Here is a 13481-nt window from a genome sequence, read left to right on the forward strand (position 1 = left end):
GACTGATCCCACCCAGTTGTATGTTTAGGAGTCCGCAATGCTGACGCTCTATGGCTACTGGCGCTCCAGCGCCGCCTACCGGGTGCGTATCGCCCTCAACCTCAAGGGCCTGGCTTACCAGCAAGTGCCGGTGCACCTGGTGCGTGATGGCGGCGAGCAGCATGGCGAGGCCTATCAGGCCCTCAATCCCCAGGGCCTGGTGCCGCTGCTGGTGGACGAGGACAACGGTGGTGCGCGTATCGCCCAGTCCCTGGCGATCATCGAGTACCTGGAGGAAATCTTCCCGGTGCCGGCCATCCTGCCGGCCGACCCCGTCGAGCGCGCCCAGGTCCGCGCCGTGGCGCTGCATCTGGCCTGCGACTTGCATCCGCTCAACAACCTGCGGGTGCTGCAGTACCTCAGCCGTGAGCTGGGGGTCGACGATGCCGCGAAGAACGCCTGGTACCGGCATTGGGTGGCCGCCGGCCTGGCAGCGGTGGAGCAGGGGCTGGCGGCGTATGGCGATGGATTTTCCCTGGGCACGCGGCCCGGCTATCTGGAAGCCTGTTTGATCCCACAGGTGTACAATGCGCGCCGTTTCGACTGTGACCTCGATGCGTATCCACGCATCCTCGCGCTGACCGCCCGTTGTCAGGCCCTCGAAGCATTCCGGCACGCCGCGCCGGATGCCCAGCCCGACGCGCAGTAAGCTGCAAGTACCCCAAGCCATTCCGCAAGGCCACGAGCCAGGCGGGTTCGATCCCGTCACGGTCGATCACCCACAGGTGACAGATGCCAAGCGAAATGCTCCAGACCGGCCCGCTCAAGCGTGGCCTGAAGAACCGCCACATTCAGTTGATCGCCCTGGGTGGTGCCATCGGCACCGGCCTGTTCCTGGGTTCCGCCGGGGTGATGGCCTCGGCCGGGCCGTCGATGATCCTGGGTTACGCGATCGGTGGGTTCATCGCCTTCCTGATCATGCGCCAGCTTGGCGAAATGATCGTCGAGGAGCCGGTGGCCGGCTCGTTCAGCCACTTCGCCCATCGCTATTGGGGGCCGTTCGCCGGCTTTCTGTCCGGCTGGAACTACTGGGTGCTCTACGTGCTGGTGGGCATGGCCGAGCTCACGGCGGTGGGCAAGTACGTGCAGTACTGGTGGCCGGAAATCCCCACCTGGGCGACCGCGGCAGCGTTCTTCGTGTTGATCAACGCCATCAACCTGACCAACGTGCGGGTGTTCGGCGAGGCCGAGTTCTGGTTCTCGATCATCAAGGTGGTGGCGATCATGGGCATGATCCTGCTCGGCTGCTACCTGCTGTTCAGCGGCGCTGGCGGCGAGCAGGCGTCGATCAGCAACCTGTGGAGCCACGGTGGCTTCTTCCCCAACGGGGTGTCCGGGCTGGTGATGATGATGGCCATCATCATGTTCTCCTTTGGCGGCCTGGAGCTGGTGGGCATCACCGCCGCCGAAGCCGACCAGCCGAAGACCGTGATCCCCAAGGCCATCAACCAGGTGGTCTATCGCATCCTGATCTTCTACATCGGCGCACTGACCGTGCTGCTGTCGCTGCACCCCTGGGACGACCTGGTGGCGACCCTGACCGCCGGCGGTGACTCCTACGGCAGCAGCCCCTTCGTGCAGATCTTCTCGCTGATCGGCAGCGACACCGCCGCGCACATTCTCAATTTCGTGGTGCTCACCGCGGCGCTGTCGGTCTACAACAGCGGCGTGTACTGCAACAGCCGCATGCTCTACGGCCTGGCCGAGCAGGGTAATGCGCCCAAATCGCTGCTCAAGGTCGACAAGCGCGGCGTGCCGGTGCTGGCGATCTTCTTCTCGGCGCTGTTCACGCTGATCTGCGTGGTGGTCAACTACTTGGTGCCCAAGAGCGCACTGGAGCTGCTGATGTCCCTGGTGGTCGCCGCGCTGGTGATCAACTGGGCGATGATCAGCCTGGCCCACATCAAGTTCCGCAAGGCCATGCAGGCCAAGGGCGTCGAGCCGTCGTTCAAGGCCTTCTGGTTCCCCTTCGCCAATTACCTGTGCCTGGCCTTCGTGCTGTTCATCCTCGGCGTGATGCTGTTCATCCCCGGCATCCGCCTCTCGGTATTCGCCATTCCGTTCTGGCTGCTGTTCATCTGGGGCTGCTACCAGATTCGCCAGCGCCGCCAGGCGCGCTGAGTGACATCCCCCACCCGCGGCGCAAGGCTGCGGGTGGCATTTGTGCCGAATCGTCGACTCGTCCGCCGGTTCTGCAACCTTTTGTCGCAGGTAACGGCATGTGCGTGGGCATACGCCGGTATAGTGGCGACTTGATGGCGCCAGTAATCGGTTTTTTCGCTCAGGCTTTGCCGCACGCGGCCGATTAACTTTCTGAAGCCAGGGGGCGCGCGATCACGAGGCGCCTGCGTACCGCACCTATAAAAACAAATGGAGCCGCTTGGATGTTGCATTCTGCCACTCGACTGTTCGTTGACCTTTCCGTCGGCAAGAAACTTCTGGTCGGCTTCGGCCTGGTACTGATGTTGACCGTTGCCGTGATGGCCAGCGGCTTCGTCGCCGTGCAGGCGGTGCTGAAAGGCCACGCCCAGTCCGCATCGCTGTCGACCATCGACGCGCAGATTCTCGGCGCCCGTCGCATGGAGCGCGACTACGCGATCAGCCACAGCGAAGCCGATGCCCAGCGCATGCGCGAGCAGCTCGCCCAGGTGCGCGCCGGGCTTGCCGAGCAGATGGCCGCTGCCACGCCTGCCGAGCGCGAGCGCCTGCAGGCCATGGACCTGGCCACCGCCGACTACCTGCAGCAGTTCGATACCAGCGTGCAGCATCAGGCACGTGCCTACGAGGCGCGCAAGCAGATGGACGATGCCGCCCAGGAGGCGCGTAGCCAGTTCGAGATGATCGAGCTGGATATGTACGACGCCGTACGGGAATTACGCCTGGCCGGTGATCAACTGCGCGGCAGCGACCCGCTGACCCTGGCGGAAACCGCCTCCAACCTCAGCAAGCGCATGCTCGAACTGCGCAGCCACGAAAGCCGCTTCATCATCGACGGCTCGGCCGCTGCCCTGGAAGACTGGAATTTCGTCAGCTACGACCTGCAATCCGCGGCCAACGGCCTGATGGTCTGGCTCAATGAAGATCAGAAACGCGCCATCGAAGCAGCCCTGGTGGCGCTGACCAACTACCAGCAGGCGTTCACCAATTTCCAGCAGGTGCACGAGCAGAGCCTGGCCAGCGACGCCGCCATGCTCAAGCAGGCCGATCAGGTATTGGCGCTGTCCGAGCAGGCCAAGAACATCGAAGAGCAGGCCATGGGGGACGACAGCCGCAACGCCCTGTTGCTGCTCGGCAGCATGGGCCTGGTTGCGGTGCTGATCGGCCTGTTCGCCGCCTTCACCATCAGCCGTTCCATCGTCGCGCCGCTGCGCCAGACCGTCGAGTTCGCACGGCGTATCGCCGGCGGCGATCTGAGCCAGGACCTGCCGCAGAACCGCCGCGACGAGCTGGGCCAGTTGCTCGAGGCCATGCAGGGCATGACCCGCAGCCTGCGCGACCTGGTCGGGCGGATTGGCAACGGCGTCGGGCAGATTGCCGCGGCCGCCGAACAGCTGTCGGCGATCACCGCCCAGACCAGTGCCGGCGTGCAGAACCAGAAGGTGGAGACCGAGCAGACCGCCACCGCCATGCACGAGATGGCCGCCACCGTGCAGGAGGTGGCGCAGAACGCCGAGCAGGCCTCCCTGGCCGCTGCCGACGCCGACCGCGAAGCGCAGCAGGGCAACCAGGTGGTGCAGCAGGCCATCGGCCAGATCGGCAAGCTGGCCCAGGAGGTCGAGCAATCGGCCGAGGCCATGCAGGAGCTGAATCAGGAGAGTGGGCGGATCGGCAGCGTACTGGAGGTGATTCGTGCGGTGGCCGAACAGACCAACCTGCTGGCCCTCAACGCCGCCATCGAGGCCGCTCGTGCCGGTGATCAGGGCCGCGGCTTCGCGGTGGTCGCCGACGAGGTGCGTGCCCTGGCGCGGCGCACCCATGATTCGACCCAGGAAATCGAGACCCTGATCGCCAACCTGCAGCGCCTGGCCCATGGCGCGGCCACGCAGATGGAGGGCAGCCGTGAGCTGACTCAGCGCACCGTGGCCCTGGCGGGGGAAGCGGGCGATGCCCTGGGCCGCATCACCCAGGCGGTGAGCACCATCGAGCAGATGAACCAGCAGATCGCCGCCGCCGCGGAAGAGCAGAGCGCCGTGGCCGAGACCATCAGCGAAAGCGTGACCCGGGTGCGCGATATCGGCGAGCAGAGCGCCAGTGCCAGCCAGCAGACCGCCACCTCGAGCGCCGAGCTGGCGCGCCTGGGCGTCGAACTGCAGGGCCTGGTGCGCCAGTTCAGAACCTGAGGCCGCGGTGCCTGGGAGAAGGTTTCCCGGGTATCGCTTCGCTCAACCCAGGCTACGGGTTGGATCCATTTCGCGGGCTGGATTGGTAGCCCGGGTTGAGCCTGCGATACCCGGGGAGATTTCCCGCCTATCGCAGCAGTAGGCCGAACGCCGTTAAAGCGCCGGATCGCCTTTATCGCTTGCGGAGCTGGCGGCTTTGCGGCCCGGGGCCAGGTCGCTGGCGGACGCGTCGCCACCCTGCGGATCACGACTCAGCTCGCTGGCCCACAAGGCCAGCGGCACCGGCGTCGCCGGCTGCCAGATGCGCTGCCAGAGCAGGGCCAGGCGCTGCATGTCGCCGCGCTCCGAGGGCCAGCGCTCGATATAGGGTTGCACCTGCCAGGCGCCGTTCTGCCAATGGGCGAAATCGAAGCGGAACGGGTGATAGCCGGTCATGCCCAGGCGAATGTCGGTGACCACCAGGTGATCGCCAATCCGGTCGTAGCGCAGCACGTCGTTGGTGAACCACTTCAGCCGCTGATGGGCATGGGAGTCCTCCAGCGCCGTGGCGAGCGCCGCACCGCGCGGCATCCTTTCCAGTACCGGCGCTGCGCTGTCGAACCAGCCGACCAGCGCTTCGTGGTAATCCTCGCCCTCGATCGCCACCACCCGCCACAGCAGCGTGTTGAAGGGCGTCGGTGAGCTGAAGATGGCCTCGGCCTCGATACCCTGGCGCGCCAGTTCCTGCTCCACGCGCTGCTCGGCCATGTATTTGCCGCCCAGCGTCGAGGCCAGATAGACCGTGGAGAACGCCAGGGCCCAGTTGATCACCGGGTTGGCCTTGTTCTTCAGGCCGGCGATCAGCCCGTAGATCACCGCGCCCAGCAGCGGCAGGCTGTAGATCGGGTCGATGATGAAGATGCTCGACCAGGCCGCCGGCGTCGGCGCGAACGGCCAGAGCAGCTGCGTGCCGTAACTGGTGAAGGCATCGAGTAGGGGGTGGGTGATCAGCACCAGCCAGATCGCCAGGAACAGCCTTCGCGACGAGTAGCCCGGGTTGGGCCGCCATTGTCGCAGCAGCCAGGTGAGCAGCAGGGCGAACCCGGTCAACACCAACAGCGAATGGCTGAAGCCGCGGTGGTAGGTCATGGCCGCCACCGAGTCACCGTAGTCGATGACCACATCGAGATCCGGCAGGGTACCCAGCACGGCGCCATACAGCAGGGCCTTGCGCCCCTGCCAGCGGCCCAGCAGCGCGCCCTGGATGCTGGCGCCAAGTACGGCCTGGGTAATCGAATCCATGGTTGTTCTCGTGAGCGGTTGGAGGCGGTCGCTTAACTTACTTGAGCGCCTGGCGGGGCGTAGAGGGAAATTTCAAGCAAAGGTTTCAGCCATGCTGGCGTCTACCCTGGGCTATCCTGCACGCCCACCGGAAACAAGGCACCCCATGCTGGTCATCTCCAACAGCGTTCATCTGCCCGAGGATGAAATCGAACTCACCGCCATCCGCGCCCAGGGCGCCGGCGGGCAGAACGTCAACAAGGTGTCGAGCGCCATGCACCTGCGCTTCGACAGCCAGGCGTCGTCATTGCCGCCGTTCTATAAAGAGCGCCTGCTGGCCCTGCGCGACAGCCGCATCACCGCCGATGGCGTGGTGATCATCAAGGCCCAGCAATACCGTACCCAGGAACAGAACCGTGCCGACGCCCTGGAGCGCCTGGCCGAGCTGATTCGTTCGGCCGGCAAGACCGAGAAGGCCCGCCGCCCGACCAAGCCGACCCTCGGTTCGAAAAAACGTCGGCTGGAAGGCAAGGCCAAGCGCGGGGCGATCAAGGCGGGTCGGGGCAAGATCGACTTCTAATAGCCTGTTAATGATCCTTCAGCCCAGATTCGCCGATTTTGGCAGTTAATTGGCGAAAGCGGCCTGTCGTAGGGTGGACGACGCCTCACCTACGCGGCCCGACCCGTCCACCGCTCTGCGATTGCAATGGTGGATGAAAAGAGCGTCATCCACCCCTACGGCTGAAGCCCACCCTACCCAAGATGCGCGGCTGTAGGGTGGGCTTCAGCCCACCAAATCGAACGTCCGCTTCTGCCTTGTAGTTGCTGCTTCAGGCGCATGAAGATCGTGAACAGGCTCTGAGCCGGGCATTCAATCCCACTGCGGGGCGAAGTCGGGATTGGCCAGGCGCTCGCCGCGCTCCAGCCCCGCGATGGCGGCCATCTCCTGTTCGCTCAGCGTGAGGTTCAGGGCGCCCAGGTTGCTTTCCAGGTTGGTGCGCTTGGTCGAGGAAGGGATCACTGCGAAGCCCTGCTGCAGTGCCCAGGCCAGCGCCACTTGGGCCGGATTGGCAGCATGGCTGGCGGCGATCTGCTGGATAACCGGATCGCTCATCACCTTGCCGTAAGCCAGCGGCATATAGGCGGTCAGGTGAATGCCGTGCTCCTGGGCGAACGCGACTACTTTGCGGTTCTGCAGGAAGGGGTGGATTTCCACCTGATGGGTGGCGATCTGCTCGGCACCAACCACTTCCATGGCCTGCTGCAGGTGTGCATTGGTGAAGTTCGACACGCCCAGTTGTGCGGTCAGGCCGGCAGCCTTGGCCTCCAGCAGGGCAGCCATGTATTCGGCTACCTGGATTTCATCCTTGGGCGACGGCCAGTGGATCAGCGTCAGGTCGACCTTCTCGAGGCGCAGCTTGTGCAGGCTCTCCTTCAGGCTGGGGATCAGCTTGTCGGCACCCAGGTTGTCGGTCCAGATCTTGGTGGTCACGAACAGCTCGCTGCGCGGCACGCGGCTTGCGGCGATGGCCTGGCCCACTGCGGCTTCGTTGCCGTAGATCTGCGCGGTATCGATATGCCGGTAGCCGAGTTCCAGGCCGTTGCGTACCGAGTCGATGGCTTGCTGATCCTTGAGGCGAAAGGTGCCGAGGCCGAGGGCGGGAATCTGTGGCATGGGAGTCTCCTGTGAAATGGCTGGCGGTCTGTAGCTGACAGCGCTGCCTTGGCGTTGTTGCGCTGGATTGGAACCAGTATGTGCCGTGGACTTATGCGGAAAAACCGCGTCTCATGCAGAACATATTTGCGCTCAACTCACGAATGCCCGCCATGAAAACGACCCTCGATGAACTCCTCGCCTTCAGCACCGTGGTGGCCAGCGGCTCGATCAGCGCGGCTGCGCAGCAACTCGGGCAGACCGCCTCCGGCATCAGCCGCGCCCTCAGTCGGCTGGAAGAAAAGCTCGATGTCACGCTGCTGCAGCGCACCACCCGGCGCCTGGAGCTGACGGAGGAGGGCAATGCCTTTCTGGCCCAGGCGCGGCGCATCCTCGCCAGCGTCGAAGAGGCCGAGGAGCAGATGCGCGTGCGCCGGCAAACGCCAGCGGGGCGGCTGCGGGTGAACGCCGCGGCGCCGTTCGTGCTGCATGCGGTGGTGCCGCTGATCAGGGGCTTTCGCGAGCGCTACCCGAACATCGAGTTGGAGTTGCACAGCAGCGACCAGATCATCGACCTGATCGAGCAGCGCACCGACGTGGCCATCCGCATCGGCCCGCTGCGCGACTCGACGCTGCATGCGCGCGCGCTGGGCAGCAGCTGTCTTCGCGTGCTGGCCAGCCCGGCCTATCTCGCCGCCCACGGTGCGCCCGACAGCGTCGAGGCCTTGCACCAGCACAGCCTGCTCGGCTTCACCCAGCCCGAAACCCTCAACCAGTGGCCGCTGCGCCATGAGCAGGGCGACAGCTTCAGCTGCGTGCCGAGCCTGCACGCGTCCAGCGGGGAAACACTGCGCCAGCTGGCGCTGGAGGGCGTGGGTATCGTCTGCCTGGCGGACTTCATGACCCACCTCGACCGCGCGCGTGGCGACCTGGTGCAGATCCTGGCGGCGCACACCGTCGAGGTACGCCAGCCGATCCACGCCGTGTACTACCGCAACACCGCGCTCACCTCGCGCATCACCTGTTTTCTCGATTACCTGAGCAGCGAATTGCGCAACATGGCTTGAGCTTTCTGCCGATCCGAAATGGCCTTGCCACGGCTTTCTCGCGCGCGGCTGCAGGCCCCGTAGGCACTGGCCTGCAGGCCAGGGCGAACAAGGTGCAGATATAGGCGGAACTGGCTGTGTGCCACATGGGTCTAGGATGATGGTTGACAAGGAGATACCAAAATGACCAAAACCCCGTTCTTCCGTCGTCTGGCTGCCATGCTGGCAGTGTTCCATGTCCTGATGATCGCCCAGGTTCCACTTGCCAATGCCGCGATGATCGGCACGGGTGAAGTGCTGACCGAACAGCAGCAACAGGTCGACCGTCAGCAGCTGCTGTCGATGCTCGATGATCAGCAGGTCAAGGACAAACTGCTCGCCATGGGTGTGGAGCGTGATCAGGTAGAGAACCGCATCAACAACCTGACCAGTGCCGAACTCGCGCAATTCAACCAGCAACTGTCCGAAGCCCCGGCTGGTGCCGGTGTGGTCGGTGTGATCGTGTTGTTCTTGGTGATCTTCATCATCACCGATATGCTCTGCGCCACCGACATCTTCAGTTTCGTGAAATGCATAAATCGCTAAGACTGCTCCACGCTGCACTTCTGCTCGTCCTGCTCAGCGCATGCGCCAGGTCGCCGGTGTTGTCACCGGAGACCGAGCGCTTGCCTGAGCGGGTCGAGCTCAGCAGCGTTCCCTTCTATCCGCAGACCGCGTACCAGTGTGGGCCGGCCGCCCTGGCGACCATGCTCAACCAGCGCGGTGTGCTGACCACCCCCGGCTTCCTGCAGGACCAGGTCTACATTCCCGGTCGCGAAGGCAGCCTGCAGGTCGAGATGGTCGCCGCCGCGCGGGCCCATGACCTGCTCGTCTACCCGCTCAAGCCCAGGCTCGATTCGCTGCTCGCCGAAGTGGCTGCCGGCAACCCGGTGCTGGTGCTGCAGAACCTGGGGTTCGACTGGTACCCGCAGTGGCATTTCGCGGTGCTGGTGGGCTATGACCGTCGTGAAGAGACGCTGATCCTGCGTTCCGGTACCACACCCCGCTGGGTGACCGCGTTCGCCGCCTTCGACAAGACCTGGGCCCGTGGCAATCGCTGGGCGGTGGTGACGTTGCCGCCGGACACCCTGCCGGCCACGGCCGAGCCGACCGTGTGGCTCAAGGCCGCGGCGGATCTGGAAGAGGTTGGCCGCAAGGATGTCGCCCAGCACGCCTACCGCACCGCCACCCAGCGCTGGCCCGAGCAGGCAGTGGCCTGGTTCGCCCTGGCCAACAGCCGTTACGCCGGTGGCGACCTGCGCGGCGCCGAAGCGGCGTTTCGCGAGAGCGTCAACCGCCAGGCCGATTTCGCGCCCGGCTGGTTCAACCTGTCCCAGGTACTCGACGAACGCGGCTGCAAGGCCGAAGCCGCCAGCGCCCGCCAGTGCGCCCAGCGCCTGAAGCCGGACGACCAGCGCTTCACGGTCACCGGCAAGCAGGGCGCAGCCAGCGAGCAGTGCACGGCGATGCCCATGGCCTGTCCGGTTCAGTAGCCATTGATGCAGGAAAACAAACGGCGCTCATCGAGCGCCGTTTTTGTTTGTGTGGCGAAAGAGCCGAGCGCAAGCCTCGCTAACCTGGAGATCACTGCCCCCTGTGAGCACGCGCCATGCGCGCGAATTTCGCGGGCATGAACTAGGCGTCCCCGCCCGCCCAACAGGTAGCGATGCCCGTAGGATGGGCGCAGCCCATCAACTGATCGCGCCGCGCTCCAGCAGGGTGGCTTGGGTTTTGGCGCTCCGCGCCCGCTTGCGAGCCCGGAGCCGCAGAGCGTCCCGCGATGCATTCCCACGCGGAACGTGGGAACGATCATTAAATCACCACCCCCTGTGAGCGCGCGCCATGCGCGCGAATTTCGCGGGCATGGCCCGCTCCCACAGTTAAAGAGTTGTTAATCCGTAGGATGGGCGCAGCCCATCAACTGATCGCGCCGCGCTCCAGCAGGGTGGCTTGGGGTTTTGGCGCTCCGCGCCCGCTTGCGAGCCCGGAGCCGCAGAGCGTCCCGCGATGCATTCCCACGCGGAGCGTGGGGAGCGATCCTCGTAGCCTGGGTCGAGTGAAGCGATACCCGGGAACAAGAGCCGGCATTCCCACGGTGAGGGGCAGGGCGGCTGCGCACCTCAAACCCAAAAAACTCAGTTTTTTTAGTCAGTTAGCGAAAAAAGATGTTGACTCTTTTTCGCGGCTCCGTAGAATGCGCACCCACAGCAGGCACATAGCTCAGTTGGTTAGAGCACCACCTTGACATGGTGGGGGTCGTTGGTTCGAATCCAATTGTGCCTACCAAATTCTTTAAATGGTCGCTTCGGCGGCCATTTTTTTTGCTCGTCGTTTTGGCGTTCCGGTCGTGGTCGCGTCCGGCGCTGCGGAAGTTTTCGAAGATGGCCGGTTTGCCTTGTCAGGCCCGCTCGATTCTGAAAGCATCCACCGTTTCACATCCTCCAGTGACTGCGGTTCGTTCTCGGCTGGCCTCGCGGCCCCTGCCTCTGTATGGCAGATACGCCACCGGATCGCTTACTGGCTCATCCCAACCCATGTGGCCTTTGGTAGAGGTCACCACTAGGAGAGGAGGCGCCATGCCCACCATTACTCTTCCCGATGGCAGTCAGCGTTCGTTCGATCACCCGGTTTCCGTACTCGAGGTGGCGCAATCCATTGGTGCCGGCCTGGCCAAGGCCACCGTTGCCGGCAAGGTCGACGGCCGTCTGGTCGACGCCTGCGACCTGATCGAAAGCGATGCGACCCTGCAGATCATCACGCCGAAGGATCAGGAGGGTGTCGAGATCATCCGCCACTCCTGCGCCCACCTGATCGGTCATGCGGTCAAGCAGCTGTACCCGACGGCGCGCATGGTCATCGGCCCGGTCATCGACGATGGCTTCTATTACGACATCGCCTACGAGCGCCCCTTCACGCCGGATGACGTCACCGCCATCGAAGCGCGCATGAAAGCGCTGATCGACAAGGAGTACGACGTCATCAAGAAGGTGACGCCGCGCGCCGAGGTCATCGACGTGTTCACCTCGCGCGGTGAAGACTACAAGCTGCGCCTGGTCGACGACATGCCGGACGAGCAGGCCATGGGCCTGTACTACCACGAAGAGTACGTGGACATGTGCCGCGGCCCGCACGTGCCCAACACCCGCTTCCTCAAGGCATTCAAGCTGACCAAGCTGTCCGGCGCCTACTGGCGTGGCGATGCCAAGAACGAGCAGCTGCAGCGCGTCTACGGCACCGCCTGGGCGGACAAGAAGCAGCTGGCGGCCTACATCCAGCGCATCGAAGAAGCCGAAAAGCGCGACCATCGCAAGATCGGCAAGCAGCTCGACCTCTTCCACCTGCAGGAAGAGGCGCCGGGCATGGTGTTCTGGCACGCCAACGGCTGGACCGTCTACCAGGTGCTCGAGCAGTACATGCGCCAGGTGCAGCGCGAGAACGGTTACTCGGAAATCAAGACCCCGCAGGTCGTCGACCGCATCCTCTGGGAGCGCTCCGGCCACTGGTCCAACTATGCCGAGAACATGTTCACCACCTCGTCGGAAAGCCGTGACTACGCGGTGAAGCCGATGAACTGCCCGTGCCACGTGCAGGTGTTCAACCAGGGGCTGAAGTCCTACCGCGACCTGCCGCTGCGCCTCGCCGAATTCGGCGCCTGCCACCGCAACGAGCCGTCCGGCGCGCTGCACGGCATCATGCGCGTGCGTGGTTTCGTGCAGGACGATGCGCACATCTTCTGCACCGAAGAGCAGGTCAAGAAGGAAGCGGCCGACTTCATCAAGCTGACCCTGGATGTCTACAAGGACTTCGGTTTCAGCGATATCGCCATGAAGCTGTCGACTCGCCCGGCCAAGCGCGTGGGCTCCGAAGAGCTGTGGGATCGCGCCGAAGGCGCCCTGGCCGACGCCCTGAACGAATCCGGCCTGGAATGGGAATACCAGCCGGGCGAGGGTGCCTTCTACGGCCCGAAGATCGAGTTCACCCTGCGCGACTGCCTCGGCCGTAACTGGCAGTGCGGCACCCTGCAGTACGACCCGAACCTGCCGGAGCGCCTGGACGCCAGCTACATCGCCGAAGATAACAGCCGCGTGCGCCCGGTCATGCTGCACCGCGCCATCCTCGGCTCGTTCGAGCGTTTCATCGGCATGCTGATCGAACACTACGCCGGCGTGTTCCCGGCCTGGCTGGCGCCGACCCAGGCGGTGATCATGAATATCACCGACAAACAGGCCGATTTCGCCCTCGAGGTGGAAAAAACGTTGAATCAGAGCGGATTTCGTGCCAAGTCAGACTTGAGGAACGAGAAGATTGGCTTTAAAATCCGTGAGCATACTTTGCTCAAGGTTCCCTATCTGCTCGTCATCGGGGATCGTGAAGTGGAGACGCAAACTGTCGCTGTGCGCACTCGTGAGGGTGCTGATCTGGGCTCCATGCCCATCGCTCAATTCACTGAATTGCTCGCGCAAGCGGTTTCCCGGCGTGGTCGCCAAGAATTGGAGTAATCATTATTAAGCGTGATATGAGACAAGATAAACGAGGCGCCCCGAAGGCTCCGATCAACGAGAATATCTCGGCACGCGAGGTTCGGTTAATTGGCGCTGACGGTGAGCAAATTGGCATCGTCTCTATTGATGAAGCGCTTAGGATCGCGGAAGAAGCCAAGCTGGATCTGGTAGAAATTTCCGCGGACGCCTTGCCGCCGGTTTGCCGGATCATGGACTATGGCAAGCACCTCTTCGAGAAGAAGAAGCAGGCTGCCATTGCCAAGAAGAACCAGCACCAGCAGCAGATTAAAGAAATCAAGTTTCGTCCAGGGACGGAAGAAGGGGATTACCAGGTAAAACTACGCAACCTGGTACGTTTCCTGATGGAAGGGGACAAGGCCAAGATCTCTCTGAGATTCCGTGGTCGTGAGATGGCCCACCAGGAGCTGGGGATGGAACTGTTGAAGCGGGTCGAAGCTGACCTCATCGAACACGGTACCGTCGAACAGCATCCTAAGATGGAAGGACGCCAGCTAATGATGGTCATCGCTCCCAAACGCAAGAAATAACCTCCAGGGCACGGCAGGCCTTATGGTTATCTATATCAACTGAATGCGGAGTT

11 protein-coding genes, 1 tRNA gene and 1 pseudogene are annotated in these 13481 nt (G+C 63.6%); 11 read left to right on the top strand and 2 right to left on the bottom strand.

Annotated elements, in window-relative coordinates; translation table 11 throughout:
- Positions 1 to 37: 37 nt before the first annotated feature.
- The 4 genes and pseudogenes from maiA to QYS36_RS23900 all read left to right on the top strand — a co-directional run bounded on the left by maiA (position 38) and on the right by QYS36_RS23900 (position 4379).
- Positions 38 to 688: a maleylacetoacetate isomerase gene (gene maiA, locus QYS36_RS07065; RefSeq protein ID WP_308838806.1), complete on the top strand. Its 651-nt coding sequence runs from the start codon at positions 38 to 40 to the stop codon at positions 686 to 688.
- Positions 689 to 771: 83 nt separating this feature from the next.
- Entirely contained in the window at positions 772 to 2160 is a 1389-nt protein-coding gene (locus QYS36_RS07070; protein ID WP_308838807.1) for an amino acid permease, read from the top strand.
- A 1175-nt stretch (positions 2161 to 3335) separates the two neighbouring features.
- Positions 3336 to 3524, top strand: a pseudogene (locus QYS36_RS23895) (HAMP domain-containing protein); the annotation flags it as partial.
- A 141-nt stretch (positions 3525 to 3665) separates the two neighbouring features.
- A complete protein-coding gene (locus QYS36_RS23900) occupies positions 3666 to 4379 on the top strand; it encodes a methyl-accepting chemotaxis protein (protein WP_374990426.1) in 714 nt (237 codons plus the stop codon).
- A gap of 153 nt (positions 4380 to 4532) precedes the next feature.
- Here the strand turns inward: QYS36_RS23900 and QYS36_RS07080 are convergent, their stop codons facing one another.
- The gene (locus QYS36_RS07080) at positions 4533 to 5660 is read right to left on the bottom strand and encodes a metal-dependent hydrolase (RefSeq protein WP_308838809.1); all 1128 of its coding nucleotides are present in this window, start codon (positions 5658 to 5660) and stop codon (positions 4533 to 4535) included.
- A gap of 145 nt (positions 5661 to 5805) precedes the next feature.
- Between QYS36_RS07080 and arfB the strand changes: the two genes are divergently transcribed.
- Complete coding sequence (gene arfB, locus QYS36_RS07085; RefSeq protein WP_308838948.1) at positions 5806 to 6219, top strand: alternative ribosome rescue aminoacyl-tRNA hydrolase ArfB; 414 nt, start codon at positions 5806 to 5808, stop codon at positions 6217 to 6219.
- Positions 6220 to 6510: 291 nt separating this feature from the next.
- On the opposite strand, the gene dkgB is transcribed toward arfB, so the two are convergent.
- Positions 6511 to 7314, bottom strand: coding sequence for a 2,5-didehydrogluconate reductase DkgB (dkgB, locus tag QYS36_RS07090; protein WP_308838810.1), 804 nt, complete (start codon positions 7312 to 7314; stop codon positions 6511 to 6513).
- Between the two features lie 152 nt (positions 7315 to 7466).
- Here dkgB and QYS36_RS07095 point away from each other — a divergent pair, with 152 nt between their 5' ends.
- The 6 genes from QYS36_RS07095 (at position 7467) to infC (ending at position 13428) form a co-directional block, all read left to right on the top strand.
- Positions 7467 to 8360, top strand: a complete 894-nt coding sequence (locus QYS36_RS07095) for a LysR substrate-binding domain-containing protein (protein ID WP_308838811.1) — start codon at positions 7467 to 7469, stop codon at positions 8358 to 8360.
- A 162-nt stretch (positions 8361 to 8522) separates the two neighbouring features.
- Positions 8523 to 8924 carry a PA2779 family protein gene (locus tag QYS36_RS07100; protein WP_308838812.1) on the top strand — a complete coding sequence of 134 codons (402 nt, stop codon included), beginning with the start codon at positions 8523 to 8525 and terminating at the stop codon, positions 8922 to 8924.
- Positions 8909 to 9871: a PA2778 family cysteine peptidase gene (locus QYS36_RS07105; protein WP_308838813.1), complete on the top strand. Its 963-nt coding sequence runs from the start codon at positions 8909 to 8911 to the stop codon at positions 9869 to 9871. The genes QYS36_RS07100 and QYS36_RS07105 overlap by 16 nt, the downstream gene beginning before the upstream one ends.
- A 716-nt stretch (positions 9872 to 10587) precedes the next feature.
- Positions 10588 to 10664 (top strand) — tRNA-Val (locus QYS36_RS07110).
- Positions 10665 to 10954: 290 nt separating this feature from the next.
- A complete protein-coding gene (gene thrS, locus QYS36_RS07115) occupies positions 10955 to 12877 on the top strand; it encodes a threonine--tRNA ligase (RefSeq protein WP_308838814.1) in 1923 nt (640 codons plus the stop codon).
- Positions 12877 to 13428: a translation initiation factor IF-3 gene (infC, locus tag QYS36_RS07120; RefSeq protein ID WP_308838949.1), complete on the top strand. Its 552-nt coding sequence runs from the start codon at positions 12877 to 12879 to the stop codon at positions 13426 to 13428. Before thrS ends, infC begins: the two co-directional genes overlap by 1 nt.
- Positions 13429 to 13481: the final 53 nt, after the last annotated feature.

Source organism: Pseudomonas sp. G34 (assembly GCF_031119625.1).
GTDB lineage: Bacteria > Pseudomonadota > Gammaproteobacteria > Pseudomonadales > Pseudomonadaceae > Aquipseudomonas.